The sequence below is a fragment of the Scytonema hofmannii PCC 7110 genome (assembly GCF_000346485.2).
Lineage (GTDB): Bacteria > Cyanobacteriota > Cyanobacteriia > Cyanobacteriales > Nostocaceae > Scytonema > Scytonema hofmannii.
This window is the reverse complement of the sequence record NZ_KQ976354.1, coordinates 8,978,890-8,999,191: the sequence shown is the minus strand read 5'-3', so window position 1 is coordinate 8,999,191 and position 20,302 is coordinate 8,978,890. Positions and strand designations below refer to the sequence as shown.

The following is a 20,302-nucleotide window of genomic DNA, read 5'->3' as shown; positions in this document are numbered from 1 at the left end:
TTACCGCAGAATAAATATGTATGAGCGCACGCATAGTTGCAATCATTATCGTCCTCATCTTGACTTTTGTTTCAGCTTCAAGCAAAGTTTTGCCCGTTGCTTCTCAATTGTGCCAAAAAAGCATCCAACCTTGATGTACTTACTACTTCACCAAGCTCGTTTCCCATTCGCCGCACCTGATAAACTCCTTCTCTCAATTCTTTAAAACTAACAATCAAACCCTCCTTCTTAGCCTCTGATAGTTTCCTCACCTCAATTGGCATTAACTCTCTCACCCGCTTCTTCTCCAAGGGTGTTAGAGCCGCCCATGCTTCTTGCTTGTAATCTTCACGAACAGCCACAGCAACTCTTATTTCCTCCCAAATGTTGGCAGTTTGAAACGTTTCAATTAACAGCTCAACGGGAGACTGGGTGCAGTGTTCTGGTTCGGGTTCAACGACGGTATCATAATCTTCCGTAAAATCATCTTTTTCCGGTTCTGGCTCGAAAGTCCATTCACCTTCCGTGTTGTCCTCACTCATCTCAGTGTTAGCGTCCGTGTTAAAGTTCTCAACCCGAACCTCTTCATCAGATAACTCAGAGCTTTCCACCAACACCAACCGCCCTTCCTTGTATGCCTGCCGTAGAGCTACCGCTTCAGCAATAATGCGCTGTGCCGTTAAGCCTTCTTCATCCATCATCTTTTGTAAAGTCGTTCCAGTCTGTTCGTCAGTCTCGTGAATTGGAGGAATTTGGCAGTAACGCTCCCCATTCTTCGTCCGCCGCCAAATGCTCGGTTGTTCTGGTTTTTCTTCCTTGGGTTGTCGAGAAAGGGCAATGAGGTCTCGAACTGTTTGTTGGGTAATTTCTGGTGAAGAGAGCAGCTGGTCAATAACGCTTTGATACTTCTTGGGATTATTTGCCAAACGGAAGAGCGTTGCTGGCTCGATTTGCGCTAAATCTTGAGCCGCAAAGTGCTTGAATACTTCAGCCACTTTCAAATACTTTCGGTCTTCATTTTTCCAACCGTACTGTTTAAGCAGCTTTTTATACTCTTTCTTAGATAAATGCTCCTGTTGTTGAGCAAGCATTATGGCGTGAGTCAGGATGTCTTGACTGGCATATGCGAGTGCATCAAAGGAATCACCAGGGGTTTCTGAGGCTATGGCATTGGCTTGGGCGAAGATGTATTGGTTTAATTCTCGTTGAGCAAGAATTTGTTCGTTTGGCGCAAGAGCTTGAAGTTGTGGCATGATAAGTAACTGTTATATAATTTGATTTCTAGGCGATCGCGCCTTTCATCAAGAATGAGTGCGGTCGCCTTTTGTTTTGTTTTTTTATGCAGCGTGCAAGCTACAATATAATTTATATTACAGCAAAAGAATCTTGCTTACTACAAAAAATGATAAATTGTTAGAGAAGCTAGTGGCAACCTAGCTATTAATGCATAAAGGAGAGAAACTATGAGAGTAGATAAAAGACAAAAAGGCTCTCAAGAAATGATTCGATGGAGACTTAGGATACTGATGGCGGAGAAAAAAATTAGCAATAAAGAACTGTCCGAGATCTCAGGAATTCATCGCACGTCTATTTCTAAGCTCAAAAATACTGATGAGATTGAGCAGATTAGTGGCAGAGTGATTAATAGTTTGTGCAATGCATTAACAATTGCTTATCGAGCTAGAGGGGATAACCGAAGCATCACTCCTAACGACTTGTTTGAGTACACTTTTGACGGAGATCGCCCTTCTCCAACATCTATCTCAACTGAGACTTCGGTTACTGAAGATACAAGCACTACCCAACAATCATCTAACTTCAATGGAACAACGAAAGCTAGTGCTCAACTTGTATGGTTAGTGGTTAGTGAGGAGTTAGCTTGATTTTCATCATACGGACTCGTTCTACTCAAGTGCGATCGCAGTGGTTTGAGCATAACAAAACTTTTTTCAGAGTGCTTTCATCCCAAGTGACACGTTAGCAACCACTTAGGGGAAGACTTAAAGTAACCAGGCTTGGTCTGGATGCCTATGTCGTTAATGGAGAAAAGTTGTGAGTGAAGTTAGCCTGAACAGTGATGATGTCGTTTCTATGCCTTCAGAAAAAGGTTTTACCAAAGGCATAACGGCAAAAGTCAGCGAAATTAAGCTAGCGCTAAAAGATCGTGTATCACCCGAGCAGTTAAAATGGTTTTCTGAAGGTGGGGTGGAATGTGAAGTACTAATTGCTCAGACGGGCGGTGGCTGGCGTAAAGGAAAAATTCAGTTTTGCTTGAAATTCTTTCCTGATAAGGCAGAGCAACAACTAGAAGTACAGCCGTCGTTAGCTATCATCCACAATGGGGAGCAAGGGTAGGGGGATCGTTAGTCATTGGTGAGCCATAACTACTGCTAGCAATGCGATAGCCGAAGACTTAAGCTTTGCTTATCGCTCTCTGACACCATGGCTCTTTACTCCCAACAACCGCCACTGCTTCTTATTTGCACGAACGGAAAGTGGAGCAAACTCGATCAATGGGAAGATATTGAGCATGAACTAGATGGATTGACAAGCGAAATGTACGAGTCTGTCAAGCAAATTTTAAAGCGATCGCTACTAAAGTACTAAATTGGACAAGATTAATGAGGGGTGTTGCTTGCGAAGGGGCAATCGCATTTGGTAAAACTCTTTATCTTACCCTAAGTGCGGCCAATTTTTTAGGACTATTTCATGCATATTGATAGTTCTTCGTTTTCTACATGGTTTTGCTGGTGGAATCAGTGGTTCAATAATTAGCAATTGTGCATCTGTTAAGTCTGTCTTATATGTTTTTCATGTCATTTCCACCTTATTTATCCACCCTCACACGTTGCATCCTAATGCGATCTCGTGCTTTAATATTGATGTCTTTAAATGTACTTCATAAATCATCTCTAAAAGTTTATAGTAATCCTAAATTTGTCATAACAAATTTTAAGTAGTATAGAGTAGGCAACACTTACCCTACAGGGTTTTTGGTGGGCATTGCCCATCATATATATAAATAAGTGCTGCACGTCACTCTCCAAGTGACACTTGTTCAAACAATCTGACAACGCATTATCCCCCTACGTGTAATACCCTTGAACTCGGTTTACCTCCGCGCTCTAAATAAGCGTGGTTTCCAACCTTGCAGGAGTTTTTAAATGAGGAGAGCTATTAAACTGATCAAAGAAGCTTTAAGCGAAGATAATTTCGTGCGCTTCGTTGAAGACATAGAAGTGATAGTATCTAAAGTCTTATCTCTTTTACTGGTAATAGTGATTCTGGTAGCAGTTGGGGATTTAGGAATACTTCTTCTCGACGAACTGTTTGTTACGGATTACGGGAAGTTTAACGCTACATTATATAAAATATTTGGTTTATTCTTAAATATTTTAATTGCTTTAGAAATTTTAGAAAATATCACTGCTTATCTTCGGAAGCACATTTTTCAAGTTGAATTAGTCGTTGTGACTTCTTTAATTGCTGTTGCCAGGAAGATTATTATTCTGGATTTAGGAAAAGTTACGGGTGTTGATATTATAGGTCTGGGAATTGCTATTCTGGCTTTGTCTATCAGTTATTGGATAATTCGTAATAGCAGTAAGTCGAAACATTAAAGATGATTGAGTCTAGATAAACCTATTTATGCGGGTTAACAACAGTTACCCGCATAACTTTTGTGGATAGGATGCATTTCGTACAAAAGATTGAACAATTTGTCAAGTTGCATATAAAATGCACTTTAGCATAGTATTGACAAATAACATGACACAGGGGATACCGACATGGCAGCCAAAAAACTTCTGATGCTAGTGGGAGACTATGTAGAAGACTATGAGGTAATGGTTCCCTTTCAAGCGTTGCAAATGGTGGGACACACGGTTCATGCGGTTTGCCCTGATAAAAAAGCTGGTGAGAAAGTCAGGACTGCTGTTCACGATTTTGAAGGAGACCAGACTTACAGTGAAAAACTGGGTCACAACTTTACCTTAAATGCCACTTTTACAGAAGTAGACCCCAGCACTTATGATGCCCTGGTTATTCCAGGAGGACGCGCTCCAGAGTATATCCGCCTGAATCCGAGGGCGATCGCGATAACGCGTCACTTTGCTGAAGCAAATAAACCAATTGCTGCCATTTGTCACGGTTTGCAGTTATTGGCTGCTGCTGATGTTCTACAAGGTAAGAAATGCACGGCTTATCCAGCTTGCAGCCCAGATATACGCCTTGCTGGTGGGACTTATATAAATGTTCCAGTAGATGAAGTGGTTGTTGATGGTAATTTGGTAACAGCACCAGCTTGGCCCGCTCATCCTCATTGGTTAGCCGCATTTCTCAAGGTTTTGGGGACTAAAGTCGAGCATTTAGAACTAGCATCTGTGGATTAGCTTTTCCACCTTTATCCCCAATCGAGGTGTCCACATTTAAATTTGTACTTTATGGCTTGCGATCTTTGTATGAAGTAAGCCAAATTGTATTTAGAAATTTTGGTATTAGGTGGTTATGGTTTCGTCTTACTGGCGAATTATTTTAGATAATAGATTAAAATACCCTGTAACTAGATGACAGGCAAAAATGCAAGACAGAAAGCAATTCTGCGGCAAGTAACTGGCAAAGGAGCTGCTTTTGTGTCAGAAGTTCAACACTCGCTACTTCCCACTCAAGAAGTAGTCATTGGACGTGACCCAAGTTGCCAGCTTGTTCTAGATGCCATGATGTATCGCATGGTGTCACGTCGCCATGCAGTTGTTCGTCCTCTCTCCTCATCGCCAGATGCAGAATGTAGCTGGGTAATCTGCGATTTAAGTAGTGCTAATGGTACTTATCTAAACGGACAACGGTTGCAGGGTTGTCAGCAATTGATGTCAGGAGATCGCATCACTCTAGGTCCAGATGGTCCAGAATTCTTTTTTGAGTACGAACTCAACTACCAAACTACAGTCGTTTTTCAAACAAGTGCAAGCCCCCTTCCTCCTGCCAATCAGCACCAATCGCTAACAGCTCATTACAATCCCAGTCCCCCACCCAGCCAAGACTATCTTAGTTTCACACAACTGTTTCCCATTATTTCTACTGGGAAAGATCTAACTCGTAAAGCTTACCTCATACCAGGAATTATCACGGTTGTATTCGTGGTACTGATGTTTGCGACTGTAGGTCAACCAAATAACATGAACCAAAAAGTAGTGGCAACTTACATAGCTTTTGTTGCCTACTACTTTATCTACCAGTTGTGTGGTAAGCAAAAGCCTTGGTGGGTGCTGATGATTTCGGCATTAACTACGGCACAAGTTTTGGGATATCCCTGGAAGCGTTTGGGAACTCCCATATTAGATTTATTTATATTTGTGTTTCGCGGTATTTTGCCCGGTAACCTGCCTACAGAACAAGAATCTGTTACCTTTACGGAATTGCTAGTACGGATGTTTTTTGGTGCTGGCTTGATGGAAGAATTGCTCAAAGCAATCCCGATTTTTGGAGCGTATTTTATTGGCAAAGTTTTACCATCCCCATGGCGCGAACGTGTAGGTGTTTCGGAACCTCTTGATGGAATTTTGCTGGGAACAGCTTCAGCTGTTGGTTTCACTATGACGGAAACTCTCAGGCAATACGTGCCACAAATTACTCAAGCCGTTCTACAAGAATCAGGACAAGATACCGGTCAACTCGTAGGTTTACAACTCCTGATTCCACGCATCTTAGGTTCTGTTGCCGGACATATGGCTTATAGCGGTTATTTTGGCTATTTTATTGGATTAGCAGTTCTCAAACCCTCTAAAAGTTGGCAAATTCTACTCGTTGGTTATTTGACCGCATCTGGATTGCACGCTTTATGGAACGCAACAGGCGTGCTTAATGGCTTCCTATTAGTTGTTGTTGGTGTGCTGTCTTATGCCTTCTTGATGGCAGCAATTCTTAAGGCTCGCGCACTTTCACCAACTCGATCGCAAAATTTTGCTACACGTTTTCTCGGAAAGTAATACTCTTCTCTTACTGACTGGTCACTGGTCACTGGTCACTGGTTACTGGTCAAGTGTTTCCTGAATGCTGTTGAGTTGGTCGATCGCATAGTAAGCGATCGCCATACTAACTTTGGCTTTTTCAATTTCTGAGAGATTTGTCCATTCGCGGTTTCCAACCATATCAATTACGGAGTTTTCATTTTGAGTTGTGCCGCTTCTCATAGCAAATGCTAGGGGACGTGCCATAACAAACAGGTCATCTGCATCCCATTGAGGTAATACAGTTTGAACGCACTGTACGAGTTGTTCGCCAATGGGTTGAGTGGAATTAAACATCTCGGTTGCTTTTTGGGCAATACTCTTGAGCCAGTCTTGAGGTATGCGATTGGCAAAACTTGCTTGTAAAGTTTGTTGAAGTTCAGATAAAAAAGCAGACTTTGTATTATGCTTGTAGTGTTCAGAATTAAATAAGCCAGACCAGAGTGTATCTAATTTGTTATAGAAAGTTTTTGAGCGCATTGCCAGTTCTTCATTAAGGACATCCTCCATTTGGAACTGCTGCTCTATTTGCAAATAGTAGTCATCAGATTGTTCGTCACTGGGGTTCCAAGGATATGTAGCATCTTCATCTTCTAAGAGTGTATGTAGGAGTTCTAGTTCTACTGGTGATGTTTTGAAAGTGTTGGAACTGTTGATATTGTTAACCATTTGTCGCCTTCCTTGTTGTGCATGTTGTGGTAATGACAGCTACAGCTGCCTCAGTCTGTTTTCCGCAAAAGAATTAGATTTACCGAAAAAATGAATTTTTTTCCGGCAAATGATGCTGTGTTGAGAATGCGTACTTCAATTTAAGGTTAAGCATTGTCAATAATAAATTCCCAAGGTTGACTTTTTGTACTTCCAAACTTTAACTGCATCCCAGATTGTAGAGGGACTTCCTGACGGTGGATTTGTTGCCAACCATTAGTGCGTAAAATCCAGGTTGTACCATAAGTGGATAAATCTTGCAGATAATAAGTCCGTACTGGGCTAGCACCTGTAAAAGTATTGCGACACAAAATTTCAGCATGCCGTTTGGAAACCGAAGGTTCTGGTATGACAATATCATTTTCTGTAGTGCGACCGATACGAGTGATTCCCGGTCGAAGCGACCAACTTTTTCCTCCTACAGAAAGCGACCTTAAGGAAGCATTGGGAAGCATAGAAGCTATACCGGGGATAGAGGTTTCTGGGAGTTCTGTAATACTTTCGTCAAAACTTCTAATCAATTCGCCGTTGTAGTCTGGGTGTAGGTAAAGGACTGGTAAAGTCCAAGCGGGTTGATTGAATTTGTAAATTGTCAGAAGTTGTTGTCTGGCTTCTGCGACAGCTTCATCAATGGGTTTACGCGATCGCAGTGCATGGGCAAAGGCTTGAATAAAGGTGTGACTTTCACGGTCTGCTATTTCGTCTCGCATTGCCAAAACGGCTGGTACCCCTTGACGTATGAGTACCTCTGACAAACTGCTGTAAGGAATGGCCTGGTGATTGCTTTGAGCGGGTTGCGCTCCCCAACAGGAATTCAAAACTGCTAATTTTACACCTGTACTGTTGAGAACCTGTGCCAACTCCATACCATTGAGGGTTAAATCTGGTTGTTGTCGTAAAAAGAGTAATCCTCCATCTGGTCCTGGTAGACCGTGTCCCGCGTAAAACAAGATATTGTATGCTTTCGTTTCTAGTTGTTGAATCAACTCTTGTGGAGTGGGTTGCAGGAGTGTTGTCACCATGCAAGGTGCATAGCCACTGTAATGACTACCTATGAGAGAACCGTTAGAAAGAGTTTGTTCTAAAATCGCTGCTTCTTTATCTAATTGCAGCTTTTCATCTTGACCTAAAACCAAAAGTATGTTAAGTGCTTGGTCGGCTCGTAAATATGGTAGAGATTCTACTTGACTGGTGGTGCGACTAAAGAGTATGTGTTGCGAAAGTGAAATTGCTGATTGACCTGCTTCGCGCTGCATAATTTCCCAAGGCAAGGCAATCAAATCCGGGTCGCGAATTTCCAACCGAACTCGCAGCCGAGTATGTTGACCAGCTGCCAAACCACGGCTGTGTTCAAAGCTATTGAGAATTGCTCCATCAAACACCCAACTCCACAAGCTAATGCCCAAGAATTGCATCAAACGACTGCTGTAACTGGTGGTTTGACCGATAGGCGGTGTAATCGCATCAAGGGGAAGTGGAGTTTTTGGTGGAGGTGTTGTTCTTGGGGAAATATCCAAGCGACTATGACCGGAAAACATCGCCTGCCACTCTTGCCAAGCTTGGGAGAGAAGAGGAGGCCACAGACAGTCACGCAAAACATAGCCACTGGGGTTGGGAGCATTCACCACCCAAATGGCAAAACTGTCGGTGCCGGTACTAACGAGGCGGGCGATCGCCAGGTTTAAAGATGGCATGGATTCGTTTATCTTCGCTAATCTAAACAGGTCAAGTCCAATAATTTCAAATAACAATTTTAAAAGGCAATTTACGAATGCCCTTCAAGTTTTTTATCTAAAGTTATTACCCTTATTTTTCAGGCTTCTACCAGTTTATCGATTTTTTGACTCAGTGCTACTGTTCTGATGAATTCTTCGCACCTGTAGTTGGTTTTGGTTGAGTGGAAGCCGTAGGTACAGGAGCTTCCGTTTCACCAGATGAATCTCCTTCAGGTGACGTTTTTGGTTTGGATGACTGTGGCTGACATTGTTTCCGTTGAGTTTGTGTTGCTTGGGGAAAATTTAAATCTTTATATTTGGAGGCATCAATTTTGACTGTTTGCCCTTTCAAAAGTTGGTTTTTTGGAAGCGGTGATGGGGAGTTCACCACTAAATCGTTATCCGCTCTTTCCGAGGAATTTGACCGATTTGGTGTTCCGCCAACAGAGCAAACTTTAAGATAAACGTCATCCGAAGCTTGATTGGCTGGATTATTGGCTGTTGCCAATCGTGGCGGAATTTCTAGCAAAATACTGCCTGAGGGAAGATTAATATTACTCTCTGATGATGTAATTGTTTTGAAAGACTCTTGGCGGTTGGTCATAATAACTTTTGCATCCTCACCTAAGGGGCTGTTGGAAAGATCGGGGAATGGTGGTGAGATGTCACCAGAATTTGGTATGTTTACTTTTCCCGCAAGAAGAGAAAACCAATTTTGCTGCCATGCCAGTAATCCTAATAACGCAGCTACCGACAATAGTATTGGAAGAACTATCAGATGTGGCGAAATATTGAATTTAGGATGCTGCTCGGCAGTAGCTACTTCAGTTTTCTGATTGTGGTCGCGCTCTTGTGGCAATACAGTGGGGCGATTGTTGACTCCTATAGTAGAAAGATCCACGCTCGCCGGTTTGATCGCTGATTGCGGCTCTGAGTATTGAACTTGACAGTGGACTAAAGCGATCGTGACATTATCATGTCCATTTTGATTGTTGGCGATTTCCACTAATTTACCTGTAGCACTGGCTATATCCAAATTTCTCTCTAAAATTGGTAAAATTTCTGTTTCCCAGTACTGTTCTACACGGTCAAAATCGCTCAAACCATCCGAACACAATAAGAAAACGCTATCTTCGTCAAGGATAAACCTCTGGGAAGTTGGATGTAACGAACTGCTGGCACTCATGCCTAAAGCTTGTACCAATGAGCCAGATGCTCCCTGTTGCACGGCATCCCGGTATGTAGCATAGCCCAACCGCACTTCTCGCGAAGCAACATCATCGTCTAGTGTTACCTGGTAGCAACCGGCTCGCGTAATCCAATAAGCGCGGCTGTCACCAACGTGAGCAATGTACATTTCGTGAGCAACAGGCAATGCCATCACTAGGGTTGTACCCATGCGCTGACGTCCCTGTCGGTGTTCGCTGTCATTGCGTTGGCTAATTTTGTCGTTGGCAACGGCGGCGGCTCGTTCTAAGTCCTCTAGAAGACTTGCAGGGCTGATGTGGTCGGGAGGAATGTTGACCAGATCGTGCATCTGCTGGTGGATTGTTTCAATTGCCAAATTTGACGCTACACTTCCTCCCTCGTGTCCGCCAATCCCATCGCAAACGATCGCTATTGCTGTTTGTTGTGGTGGTTTGCTGACAACAGTTCCACTAGGCGGGTAGCAAGCATCTTCGTTTCGCGGACGATTGGGTCCGATGTCGCTTTTCGTAGAAATTTTGATTGTGGGTTTTTGCCACTTGCCAACTTCTGCTAGCCCTTTGTCTAAAACTGCAACGAGTTGCTCTCCCGATTTAATCTCTTGAGCTATTAAAGAACGACACACGTCCTTGACATATTCCGCGATCGCCGGTTTGGTCTTTTCCCCTAATTGCTGCTGCCAAAATTCCCCCAATTCTGCCAAACTGGGGTTTTTTTTGTCATAGCGCAGTTCCAGCAACCGCACCAACGGACCTTCTGCTCTCAGCACAAATGGGGTCAATAAACTTGAAGCTACGCCCTCACTCGCTAAAGGTTGCCATAAATGAGCTATTTGCCACAACCAATTCAGTTGGCGCATTGAGGTTGCTGCTTGCCAAGCCGTGGTTAGCTCACTTTCTAATTGAACATACAAGTCGGCTGTATCGTTGGTACAGAGTGGTGGTTTTTCTAGCAGTAAGATTTCTCTGCTTGCCGTTCCTTCTAGTTGTAATACTCCATACACTTGCGGTAGATACAACCGATAGGGAAATAACCTTAGGTATGGTCTAACTGCTGGCAAACTTTCTACATCTGGTGTTTGAGGCGGGTTCCCAGGCTTAGTATCTAAAAGAACAGATTTGCTGATGACTAAATAGCGATCGGCTAATAACTCTTTTGGCTGAGCCACGCTTACACCATCTGCTGCTGCCCAAAGATAGCGCTTGGGCAAAAGTGTACAGCATTTTTGGCAGAACTTTGATGTCAGGGAGTTTGGAGTCTGACAGGATTCATTTGGGCAGAGCATTGCCGCGTCATTTTCCATAGTCTTCGCACCGATCGGCTCTATTGGCATTTTCTCAACAGCATATACTTAGCGGTACTTCTTACCACTTTTGATATATCCAATTTTGGATCGCGATTTTAACTTGCGGACAAAACTAGGGTGCAAAGTGTTCTGAAAAATTTGCCCTACTATGGCAATAGATACCCTGTCTGCATGACTGTATGCAACAATATGAACTGAGTTTACTTGCATAACCCCTGTTGTCTGAGGCATATAGTTAATTTCGACACCTCTCCATTAATGATTGTAAGTTGAAAAACATAAAGATATTAAGCTATTGTTACCAGATTATCAAAAACTTCGCATTTCTGTGGTAAGTTTTCTTAATGAAAGTTTATCTAAATTTTCTTCAGCAAATGTTACCGATTCAACAAACTTCATCAAAAATTAACAGGATCGATCTTGATTAAAATAAATTCTGTGTTATCTATCTGTTTGGGATTCCGACCCCTGGTATCAGCATAATTATTGTCATTAACAACTAATAATGTTGTGTTATTTACAGGCAGTATAGTCTCGATAGTCACAAAAGGAAAAGCAAACACACCGTTGACAGTGTATTGACCGCCGATTCCTTTAGGGTCTCGAATTTTTAATAAATCTACCAATAACTCTTTCTCTACAAAACCTTCTTTATTCGTCTTCGTAATATTGATTTTGTAGAGGCGTTTGAACTTGGCAGGTGTTTTAAATGCTGGGTTGTTAGGATCTCCTTGGTTGTTATCCCGTTCTATAACAATGAACTCCTGATCGTTGATAGCTGTCAGATCTCCTATGGCGTGACGGTCATCTTCCATAAGATATGGAAAAATTCTCCCAGAATACTGTTTGCTAGCTAGATCGAATTCACATATTAACAGGCGTTTTTTTTGCGGCTCTTGCACTAATGCCCCTTCTAGCATCGCATAAAGTTTTGTACCGCTACTGTTTAGTGCCAAGCCTTCAAACCCTTTAGAACCGGGAAGGTTAGCGGCGGCTACTCTTGCTTTATCATCTGATATATTAGCAAAATCGGGATGGTCTGGAGATTTTACATAATTTAACTTATCATTTTTCAAAAGCATGGGCAAAGGAACTGGCGAATCTAAAAGTGCTCCATCTTTTCCCACGTGTAGCAAAAACGGACCGAACTCATCCCCAATCCAGTAAGTCCCATCGTTAAGCTGACGGAAAGATTCAGTATCAAAATCACCTCCAGTCAGTAAGCGATTATCTTTGATAACCTTGCTGACTGAATTTGTACTATTTGGATAAGAAGTTAAATCGGCAACAATAGAGAAGTTAACTTTTCTGTTTCTGTCATTTAATTCTATAAAACTCTGACGATTAAAGCTTTGAAGTCTTTCACCAGTTTGTACATTGACGGGAAAAACTTTACCTGTCGCGAAATCCGGTTCCACTGCGTAAATACGCAACACGTAGTCGGGGGAATTCGCTTTTGCTCCAAAACCGTTATCTGAAATGACCAGATATGTACCTTGTTTGGCAAGAGCGATCGCACCAGAAAAACCCTGTACTGGTTGTGCGTTGATAAAAGGAGTCGTGCGGTTTGTTTTCTTGAAAAGACCCGTAGTTGGTCCAGGGGCAAAAGTATCAGCACTTAAAACAGCACGTCCGATAAGTTCAGCCGCATTCACCGAGGAGTTAAGCGAAACAACAAATATCCATACAGGCTGCAATATTAACAGGACAGTCACAAATCTGAGAATTTTGGACATTGCGAATGGGGGTAGGGGGTAGGGGTTAGGGGTTAGGGGTTAGGGGTTAGGGACTGGAAATTAGTAATTTCCCTACTCCCTACTCCCTACTCCCTACTCCCTAATCCCTCTAGTCAGTTACAACTTGAGGAAGACCCATGCTGTAGTTAACAACACGTCCGGTGAGACTGTAGCTGATTTCGCCTTTCTGGAGAAGACCTCGCACAAAATGTTCCAAATCCGAACCAATGCGACGTAGGTTGTAGTCCGTCAGATCTGCACCGCTATATGCTTCTACCAATTCATCAAATTTCCGATAAACTCTTTGAAGAGCATCTTCGTTCCAATTAAATTCATTATCTGGGTCAACATCTAGGGTTAAAACCTGACTACTGGGAACCAGTTCCCCTTCCGGATCTATCTCACCAGCAAAAATCTTGATGTGCCGAGTTGTGGACTTAACTAGCATTGAATTGTCCATGGATCTGTTTAGTCATGCTACTAGGTTTCATTATTTTGGGATTATTTGGAGTGATCTGGGGTGAATCGGACTTAACCGCCACCCCAAACTACACCGTTTGCTCATTTGAGCGCACCCAAAGCGGGGTATTGTTTGCCTCGACACTGCTTAAAGGCTTGTTGGTAGGTTACGGTGTTGCACCATCGTGACGTGGCCATGTTCCTTCCCCGACGCTTAAGGCTGGCTAACCTTATTAAGTCATGACCTTTAAGCGGACTGAAACCCTTACAGGTAACGAGTGAAACTGGTTCACTCGTTGAGTCATGGCGGAGTCAGTAAGACGAATTACTCCGTTTTACTCGCTCATTACTCCAGTTCACGTACTCCTCATGATTCGGTGATCTGCTCTCACTCATTCTAAACTAGGATTTGAGGAGAACTCAGAATTGCTGAACGCAAAACTTAGGATAGTGAGCAGTGAGCAGTGACCCTTGGTCAGTTTTTGAGGATTGATTGTTTTCGTCTCGCTTGGAACCACAAAGGAGTTGTAGCGGTCTGGCATTTGAAGAAGGTAGGAAGTAGAGGGCAGCGAGGGATAGGTGAAAGCAGTCCCAAGGCAAAAATTTCACCGCCAAGCATGAGAATAATTCTTTTCCCATACCCAATGTCCTATTCTCAATGCCCAATGCCCTTAACCCCTAGAGCATCGGTACAGTATTTAAAAAGGGAGCAAATAACCCGGTTTCTCCCTCCTGCAAAGCTTGATATCTTGTATGCGTACAGACTAGCCATGCTTAGTCTCTACAAAGAAACCTGGTTTTTGTGATTTCTGTACCGATGCTCTAGCCCAATAGAATTTTGTAACCGTGTTGCAATCTAACAAAAAGGAGTAGTACTCTTTTACTGGTAAGTTTCTCAAGTGTAACTACCAAGCATAAGCGTCTCGTTAGGCAGGGAAAGAACAGGGGTTAAATATTTAACTGGAATAATTTGATCTGTGTCAATATTGTTTCTTAGCAGAAAAAATTTTACCCACTCGCTTTGTTCTTTTATGTCTCTTGTTTTTGTCAAATGAAAAAATTGTACATTTAGTTATTTCTACGGAATTCTGTCAACGCAATGTTTGGCTTTCATTAGATAGAAAATAGTCAGCGAATTTACTTACGTATTAACACTGCCCATCCAGTAAAAACTCAAACTGTTATTGACGTTTAGATAAAGTTGATGTAAAAACCTTTAAAAAGATAGAACCACTTCTTACAGAAACTTTATTGTATAGAATCATAAAAACTGAATAATAGTTTATGGTCTCCTTGAACCATAGCTAGGGCAGAAACCAAAAAACCGACAAAAAAAGTCAGGCTGGAAAATACACAGGAGAGAAAAATGCAAGACCAAGTTTGTTGAGACACAAAAACCGTTAATTCAAACATTTTGGATGTCGAAAAAATTATAAAGAACACCTGCTTACGTTTAAGCACTCTTCAACCAAATAACCAACTAGCGAAGGACTCCTAAAATTTATGAACTCCAAAGCATTACCACGCCAAGTCAATAGCATCGACGTAGGTGTTTATGAGTGTGAAATACATCTCAAATTTAGGTTGATTGAGGAAAAAAGTCTTTTAGGCGATCGCGATCAGCTTTTACAAGTACTGCTAGACGCTTTAACTGAAGGTTCTGACGACTTTTTAGAAACGTTACAAGCTTCTGTAAAGGCGCAGGAAGTCTCCGAATTAAAAGCTTCTCCACAAATGAGACGTCAGCTTATGCGTTTACGCAATGCGGCTGACGTCACTCAGTAGTCAACGACATCCCATGTCATGGCTAATCTTATCCTTGGGTGTAGAAAGGTGAATTTTTTAAGTTTGCCACTAAGCTTACTTGTTCTCTCAATGACTTGGCTTATTTTATTTGCCCTTACCAACCTTAGTACTAGAGCTAGTAGTTACCTTCACCCTCAGCATTACGGAAACCAGTGGGTGCCTACTTAGACTTGATATATCAGTTATCCGCACCTTTTAGCGGAATTATGTTTCTAATAATTTAAATTTCAGGGTAATCATTTCTACCGTAAACAGTGACCAGTAACCAGTAACCAGTGACCAGTGAGCAGTCAATCCCAATTTCCAAAAGAGAGGGATTTGAATAATGAATCAGTTTCAAATTCAGGGGTTTTTACCGTATACGTAACTGGTCACCTATACACGTGCTTCCACCATGACTTAACTTATGAAAACTATTCAAGTCCCCGACTTTCTAATACGGGGACTAATTGGTCACTGGTTACTGGTCACTGGTCAGGTGTCACTTTGCCAAACCGTGTTCTAAAGCAAAACGAACCAACTCTGTGCGACTGTTAGTTCCAGTCTTACTAAACAAACGGCTAACATACTTTTCTACATTTCGGACGCTAGTTTCCAAGCGCCGAGCAATTTCTTTATTCATTAGCCCCTCAGCTACTAGGTTGAGAACGCTTTGTTCTCTAGGAGTTAAGTCAATAGCAAAAGGTGCTGGCGATTGAGAAATGGCATTTTTTTGAGTTAACAAAGCTTTAATTTGGGCAATCTGATTAGCCAGTTCTGTAATATTGGGTGCTTCGCCCTCTTCAGTCGGTGTGGGAGTACGAGAGGAACGGCGTTCCAGTAAGTTCTCTACAATAGCAACTAATTCGTCAGGATCGAAAGGTTTTGGCAGATAGGCATCAACACCCGCCTGGTAACCTTGAATGCGGTCAGTCGTCATTCCTTTTGCAGTCAGAAATATCACGGGGAGTGACCGAAAACGAGGGTCATCCCGCAGTTGCTTGAGGAATTGGTAGCCATCCACCTGTGGCATCATAATGTCTGAGATGACCAAATCTGGTAGGTTCTGTTGCACTAACTCCCACCCCTCTCGGGCGTTACTGGCAACCTGAACGCTGAAACCGCTCTCTTGCAAATAATCTTTCACTGCTTCACGCAATCCCGGCTCATCATCTACCAGTAACAATTGTCCTGCCATCTACGGTACCTTTAGCGCTACTTTTCTCCAATTTAGCGAAGTTTGATGACAATCAGCTACTCATACCATTTTGGATTTTAGATTTTGGATTTTGGATTGAGCAAGCATTACCCAGACTAAATTTCACACTCCTACTCTGTGGCATTCTTTTTTCAATTTGGTATAACGAAGAAATCTTTTGTTTTGACTTTTAAGTTTGAGTATGTTAACGAATTTTTCTAGTTGAAGAAAATCTGTGTATATTTATTTACTATGTCTGCAACTGTTAGAGGCTAAGTTATAACCGTAACTCAGTATAAAGGAAAATTTCATAAAAAATTAACACAAGCAAATCCACGCATCCAAAATCCAAAATTGTTAAAGCCACTCAATGGTTTTGGCGTTTTCTGGTAACCGGGCATGTTTTTGTCCAGCTGCACGTGCTTTAGCCGTAAATAACCCAATAGGAGTCCCCAACATATCCACAAGGCTAGCTTTACCTACCAAAGCTTTTATGGTGTCTCTTGGCAGTTCCTTGAATACCCAGCGTCCTATTCGATAAAAATATTCTGCGGGCTTCATATCCCTCATTAACTCCACGCCATGCAATTCGTGTAAATAGCGGTTTGAACGCCCGTAGCGTCGCCATTGACTTTCCAGTTCTTTCAATGTTACGCGGTGACGATGTTTGACAATTGCTTCGGGAGCAAATTCCAAACGTCCCATATTGTGCTGTAAGATACGCCAACAAATGTCTGCATCTCCACCAGTCGTCAGATAAGGACGAAATAAACCTATTTTTTCAAAAGCTTCCCGTCGAATTGCCAAGTTCGCAGTTTGACCGTAGGGATAAAAAGGATGAGCAAGGGTGTGTTTCTGCGATAAGGTGTCTTGACGGTCTGCGTGTTGTTCTAGTAATGTTGTTCCGTGCAGCGCCAAGACTTCACCAGCAACGATCGCTACATCTGGATTCACAAAAGGTGCAATGAGTAACTCCAACCAACCCGATTGCGGACGACAATCAGCATCAGTAAAAGCCAGTATCTCACCAGTCGCAGCGCGAATACCAGCGTTACGAGCCGCGTAAGAACTTTGAATTTTAGTTTCGCTTAAAGGACGAATTGTAATTGGACTATTGTCAGCAGCAGCTTGCAGTAGACTGGTCGTGCGATCGCTACTGTTGTTATCTACCAATAAATATTCTACTTTCTCCTTTGGGTAAGTTTGATCTACTAGATTTGATATTAACTCTGGTAAATCCGCTTCCCCGTTATAAATAGGTATAATTACTGAAGCTTTTGGTAAAAAAGAGTTAGTGGTTGCTGTGTTAACTTTTGTCATTTGTCATTTGTCATTGGTCATTGGTCAAAAGTCATGAGTTGTTTACCACTAACCACTGTAAGGGCGCAAGACTGCCGCGCCCCTAACCACTGTAAGGGCGCAAGGCTGCCGCGCCCCTACTAAAATTTCAAATCGTTCGCGCTATTACTCAACGACTGTAACGGTTGTTTTGGTGGTACGGGCAGAGCAAGGCTGTTAGTGGATAGAATGGAAAGTGCTCGCGCATAATGGGGGTCATTCTGAGTTCCCAGCAAATTGGGATTTGCCGCTAACTGACGCTGCTGTGCTGCTGTTAAGTCTAATTTAATATCTGGGGCAATTCCCTTGTGATTAATATCTGTTCCTTTAGGTGTATAATAATGAGCAATGGTGACAGCGACACCAGAACCATCTGTAAGTTCGTGAACCGATTGTACTAGAGCTTTTCCAAAAGTTTGACTGCCAACAATGACTGCTCGGTTATTGTCTTTCAGTGCTCCTGTGAGAATTTCGCTAGCACTTGCCGAATTATTATCCACCAATATAACTAGGGGGCGATTTGTCATAGCAGTGTGATTTGCCTTAGTTTCCTCACTACCGCCCTTACGGTCTACAGTCTTAACAATTGCTCCGTTGTCGAGCCACATCCGAGCAATTTCAATACTAGCTTGTAACAAACCACCAGGATTGCTGCGTAAATCTAACACAAAGCCATCAACTTTTTGAGCATTCAAATTGCGGATAGCCCGCCGCATTTGACTTGATGCGTGAGCGCTAAACTCCCGCAAACGGATGTAGCCAATTCGCCGCTTACCTTCTTGCTTTAAGGTATAATTTACTGTCGGCACTTCAATAGTTGCTCGTGTTAGTTTTACGTCAAAAGATTGCTGCCCTTCACGTCCCAATCGCAAAGTTACCATAGTGCCGGATTTGCCGCGAATGAGCTTAGAGGCATCTTCCGCTTTCATTTGTTGAGTGGGTTTGCCATCAATTGCTAAGATCAGGTCTCCGGCTTTTACGCCGGCTTTTAGCGCCGGAGAATTCTCAATAGCTTCTACAACAGTGAGCTGCTTGGTTTTTTCATTAAATTCCATCCGGATACCAATTCCAGAGACTTCCCCGGATGTTTGGCTAGTCAGGGCTTCGTACTGTCGAGGATCCATAAAGCGAGTGTAAGGATCGCCCAATTTTTCCAAAGCTTCGCGAATAGCAACATAAGCTTCATCACGGGAGGTATAATCTTTATTTAGCAAACTCTGGCGAATTGCTAACCAGTCCTGTCTGTTAAACGAAGAATCGACATATTCACGATTCACCAGTTGCCAGACTTCATCAACTATCGCTTTCGGGCTGTCTTGAAGTGCAGCACGCACCGAATGACACCAGACCGGACCAAATACAGAAAGAGAGGCAGTTGAAGCTATAGCTCCACCAATCAGGGCTGCTTGGAGCGGCGAGTGACGTTTTGCAGATTGATTCATGTATACTAGCTGGAATAATTGTGTTGTTGACAGTGTAGCAATCAGGTTTTTCAGGGACTATAGATTTTTCTGTTTATGTAAACCTTCTTCATTAATTTTCCTTGATGTTTCTTTAAGAACACTGAGTCACCGTTCAACCAGTTCTTATAACATAACTCACGTTTTCCGCAAGCTTCATCTAAAAGCTTTCGGGAGTGTGGAAACCGTGTGTCTTTAGACCACGGAGGAAACACGACGCGGGCAGTTTTAACTGCCGTTACCCATACCGCCTTGGAGAGATTGATACCGTGTACTTTTGTTTTGTACTTTCGCTCAGACAATTATGAACTGATATCTTTCTCTCTGTACGCATACGAGTTTTGCCCTTACGAGCCTTCCCTTTCGGGAGTGATGTTAGCTTCGACTCTGTTCACATCCGGTACTCTTCAAGCAACACTGTCTTACCCCTCGTAAAACTGTTTAATTACTCAATTTCAGAGCTTGGAACTAGCAACGCATCCCAAGGTGAGAACTTTAACACTTAATGTGAACCCAGCTTGTTTAAGGCTGATAGTCTGGTGCAACTAACTAAAATGGTGGGGCATGAAGCCCCGTCACTTTAGTGCGGGGTGCTGACTCTATTAAGATAGCATTTAGCTAATTAGATCGGTGTAGTAGAATTCACCTAAAAAGGGTGATATCAAGTACTTAATGAAACGCCAAGTAACAAACAGTAGATTCAACCCAAAGACAATACTGTCCGGGAGAAAGTGGCAATTTTTACAAAGGCTAGTTCTTGGACTTTGCCTTGTACTAGCCAGCCTGCTGGTTTTTAACACTATAACCCTAATTTCTGCGTCCTCCAAGCCAGTAGATGCCTTTTTTGTACTTGGTGGAAGCATAAGACGAGAAATTTATGTTGCCAAATTGGCAAAACAATACCCCCAAATTCCCATCCTTATCTCTCACGGTTCCCAAGACCCCTGTATTTGGTTGATTTTTCAGCAGGAGGCAGCAGACCAAATCCAAAACGTTTGGTTAGAAAAATGTGCAGATTCTACTTTTGGGAATTTTTACTATGGTATTCCAATTTTACGTCATTGGAAAGTGCATAAAGTAAAAATGATTACATCACCTACTCATTTGCCCAGAGCTAAATGGATGGCACAGATTTTCTTTGGTGCTCGAGGTATTTGGGTAGAAACAGAAGTTGTTCAAGAGCAAGGTGTCCCTGGTAATCAAGAGTCTTGGTTGAAAACAGGATTAGATATAACGCGCAGCTTATTATGGGCGGGGTTAAGCCCCATCATTCAACCGCAATGTTCTTCCGTCACAAAACTGGCTGAGGTGAAGATGGATGTTTGGCAACAGCAGGGTTTTAAGTGCGAACGTCAGGGGAAAGTAGGGAGTAGGGAGTAGGGAGTAGGGAGACACGAATGACAAATG

17 protein-coding genes are annotated in these 20,302 nt (G+C 42.6%); 8 read left to right on the top strand and 9 right to left on the bottom strand.

All coding sequences use genetic code 11. From position 1 onward, the window contains the following. Positions 1 to 77: 77 nt before the first annotated feature. On the bottom strand, positions 78 to 1,232 hold the full coding sequence (locus tag WA1_RS61435; RefSeq protein WP_017748012.1) for a hypothetical protein: 1,155 nt from the start codon (positions 1,230 to 1,232) through the stop codon (positions 78 to 80). 210 nt (positions 1,233 to 1,442) lie between these two features. On the opposite strand from WA1_RS61435, the gene WA1_RS38025 reads away from it, so the two are divergent. The 6 genes from WA1_RS38025 (at position 1,443) to WA1_RS38005 (ending at position 5,963) form a co-directional block, all read left to right on the top strand. Next, entirely contained in the window at positions 1,443 to 1,862 is a 420-nt protein-coding gene (locus WA1_RS38025; protein WP_017748011.1) for a helix-turn-helix domain-containing protein, read from the top strand. 169 nt (positions 1,863 to 2,031) lie between these two features. Next, positions 2,032 to 2,334 carry a KGK domain-containing protein gene (locus WA1_RS38020; RefSeq protein WP_017748010.1) on the top strand — a complete coding sequence of 101 codons (303 nt, stop codon included), beginning with the start codon at positions 2,032 to 2,034 and terminating at the stop codon, positions 2,332 to 2,334. An 87-nt stretch (positions 2,335 to 2,421) separates the two neighbouring features. Beyond that, positions 2,422 to 2,586 (top strand): DUF7689 domain-containing protein, encoded by a 165-nt coding sequence (locus WA1_RS57600; RefSeq protein ID WP_158516747.1) that lies wholly within the window; start codon positions 2,422 to 2,424, stop codon positions 2,584 to 2,586. A 557-nt stretch (positions 2,587 to 3,143) separates the two neighbouring features. Continuing rightward, positions 3,144 to 3,599 (top strand): phosphate-starvation-inducible PsiE family protein, encoded by a 456-nt coding sequence (locus tag WA1_RS38015; RefSeq protein ID WP_017748009.1) that lies wholly within the window; start codon positions 3,144 to 3,146, stop codon positions 3,597 to 3,599. A gap of 168 nt (positions 3,600 to 3,767) precedes the next feature. After that, a complete protein-coding gene (locus tag WA1_RS38010; RefSeq protein ID WP_017748008.1) occupies positions 3,768 to 4,370 on the top strand; it encodes a DJ-1/PfpI family protein in 603 nt (200 codons plus the stop codon). A 174-nt stretch (positions 4,371 to 4,544) separates the two neighbouring features. After that, complete coding sequence (locus WA1_RS38005) at positions 4,545 to 5,963, top strand: PrsW family glutamic-type intramembrane protease (RefSeq protein ID WP_017748007.1); 1,419 nt, start codon at positions 4,545 to 4,547, stop codon at positions 5,961 to 5,963. A 42-nt stretch (positions 5,964 to 6,005) separates the two neighbouring features. Here the strand turns inward: WA1_RS38005 and WA1_RS38000 are convergent, their stop codons facing one another. The 5 genes from WA1_RS38000 to ndhM form a co-directional block, all read right to left on the bottom strand. Beyond that, positions 6,006 to 6,653: a hypothetical protein gene (locus WA1_RS38000; protein ID WP_017748006.1), complete on the bottom strand. Its 648-nt coding sequence runs from the start codon at positions 6,651 to 6,653 to the stop codon at positions 6,006 to 6,008. A 146-nt stretch (positions 6,654 to 6,799) separates the two neighbouring features. Next, positions 6,800 to 8,386: a CHAT domain-containing protein gene (locus WA1_RS37995; RefSeq protein ID WP_017748005.1), complete on the bottom strand. Its 1,587-nt coding sequence runs from the start codon at positions 8,384 to 8,386 to the stop codon at positions 6,800 to 6,802. Positions 8,387 to 8,543: 157 nt separating this feature from the next. After that, positions 8,544 to 10,916 carry a PP2C family protein-serine/threonine phosphatase gene (locus WA1_RS37990; protein WP_081403166.1) on the bottom strand — a complete coding sequence of 791 codons (2,373 nt, stop codon included), beginning with the start codon at positions 10,914 to 10,916 and terminating at the stop codon, positions 8,544 to 8,546. Positions 10,917 to 11,317: 401 nt separating this feature from the next. Then, on the bottom strand, positions 11,318 to 12,655 hold the full coding sequence (locus WA1_RS37980; RefSeq protein WP_017748002.1) for an esterase-like activity of phytase family protein: 1,338 nt from the start codon (positions 12,653 to 12,655) through the stop codon (positions 11,318 to 11,320). Positions 12,656 to 12,764: 109 nt separating this feature from the next. Then, a complete protein-coding gene (ndhM, locus tag WA1_RS37975) occupies positions 12,765 to 13,115 on the bottom strand; it encodes an NAD(P)H-quinone oxidoreductase subunit M (protein ID WP_017748001.1) in 351 nt (116 codons plus the stop codon). A 1,502-nt stretch (positions 13,116 to 14,617) separates the two neighbouring features. On the opposite strand from ndhM, the gene WA1_RS37965 reads away from it, so the two are divergent. Further along, the gene (locus tag WA1_RS37965) at positions 14,618 to 14,899 is read left to right on the top strand and encodes an Npun_R1517 family heterocyst differentiation transcriptional regulator (RefSeq protein WP_017747998.1); all 282 of its coding nucleotides are present in this window, start codon (positions 14,618 to 14,620) and stop codon (positions 14,897 to 14,899) included. A 502-nt stretch (positions 14,900 to 15,401) separates the two neighbouring features. Here WA1_RS37965 and WA1_RS37960 read toward each other — a convergent pair. From WA1_RS37960 to ctpB, 3 genes are all read right to left on the bottom strand, one after another. Then, positions 15,402 to 16,097, bottom strand: a complete 696-nt coding sequence (locus tag WA1_RS37960; protein WP_017747997.1) for a response regulator transcription factor — start codon at positions 16,095 to 16,097, stop codon at positions 15,402 to 15,404. A gap of 357 nt (positions 16,098 to 16,454) precedes the next feature. Continuing rightward, positions 16,455 to 17,417 (bottom strand): glycosyltransferase family 2 protein, encoded by a 963-nt coding sequence (locus WA1_RS37955; RefSeq protein WP_017747996.1) that lies wholly within the window; start codon positions 17,415 to 17,417, stop codon positions 16,455 to 16,457. A gap of 119 nt (positions 17,418 to 17,536) precedes the next feature. Beyond that, the gene (ctpB, locus tag WA1_RS37950) at positions 17,537 to 18,877 is read right to left on the bottom strand and encodes a carboxyl-terminal processing protease CtpB (protein WP_017747995.1); all 1,341 of its coding nucleotides are present in this window, start codon (positions 18,875 to 18,877) and stop codon (positions 17,537 to 17,539) included. A 690-nt stretch (positions 18,878 to 19,567) separates the two neighbouring features. Here ctpB and WA1_RS37945 point away from each other — a divergent pair. Further along, a complete protein-coding gene (locus WA1_RS37945; protein ID WP_017747994.1) occupies positions 19,568 to 20,275 on the top strand; it encodes a YdcF family protein in 708 nt (235 codons plus the stop codon). Positions 20,276 to 20,302: the final 27 nt, after the last annotated feature.

Bases quoted from the DNA above. Each gene is read 5' to 3' on its own strand.
- WA1_RS37960 (WP_017747997.1), bottom strand. From the start codon at position 16,097: ATGGCAGGACAATTGTTACTGGTAGATGATGAGCCGGGATTGCGTGAA.
- WA1_RS38025 (WP_017748011.1), top strand. From the start codon at position 1,443: ATGAGAGTAGATAAAAGACAAAAAGGCTCTCAAGAAATGATTCGATGG.
- WA1_RS38015 (WP_017748009.1), top strand. From the start codon at position 3,144: ATGAGGAGAGCTATTAAACTGATCAAAGAAGCTTTAAGCGAAGATAAT.
- WA1_RS37995 (WP_017748005.1), bottom strand. From the start codon at position 8,386: ATGCCATCTTTAAACCTGGCGATCGCCCGCCTCGTTAGTACCGGCACC.
- WA1_RS37965 (WP_017747998.1), top strand. From the start codon at position 14,618: ATGAACTCCAAAGCATTACCACGCCAAGTCAATAGCATCGACGTAGGT.
- ctpB (WP_017747995.1), bottom strand. From the start codon at position 18,877: ATGAATCAATCTGCAAAACGTCACTCGCCGCTCCAAGCAGCCCTGATT.
- ndhM (WP_017748001.1), bottom strand. From the start codon at position 13,115: ATGGACAATTCAATGCTAGTTAAGTCCACAACTCGGCACATCAAGATT.
- WA1_RS57600 (WP_158516747.1), top strand. From the start codon at position 2,422: ATGGCTCTTTACTCCCAACAACCGCCACTGCTTCTTATTTGCACGAAC.
- WA1_RS37990 (WP_081403166.1), bottom strand. From the start codon at position 10,916: ATGGAAAATGACGCGGCAATGCTCTGCCCAAATGAATCCTGTCAGACT.
- WA1_RS37980 (WP_017748002.1), bottom strand. From the start codon at position 12,655: ATGTCCAAAATTCTCAGATTTGTGACTGTCCTGTTAATATTGCAGCCT.
- WA1_RS37955 (WP_017747996.1), bottom strand. From the start codon at position 17,417: ATGACAAAAGTTAACACAGCAACCACTAACTCTTTTTTACCAAAAGCT.
- WA1_RS38000 (WP_017748006.1), bottom strand. From the start codon at position 6,653: ATGGTTAACAATATCAACAGTTCCAACACTTTCAAAACATCACCAGTA.
- WA1_RS38010 (WP_017748008.1), top strand. From the start codon at position 3,768: ATGGCAGCCAAAAAACTTCTGATGCTAGTGGGAGACTATGTAGAAGAC.
- WA1_RS61435 (WP_017748012.1), bottom strand. From the start codon at position 1,232: ATGCCACAACTTCAAGCTCTTGCGCCAAACGAACAAATTCTTGCTCAA.
- WA1_RS38005 (WP_017748007.1), top strand. From the start codon at position 4,545: ATGACAGGCAAAAATGCAAGACAGAAAGCAATTCTGCGGCAAGTAACT.
- WA1_RS37945 (WP_017747994.1), top strand. From the start codon at position 19,568: ATGAAACGCCAAGTAACAAACAGTAGATTCAACCCAAAGACAATACTG.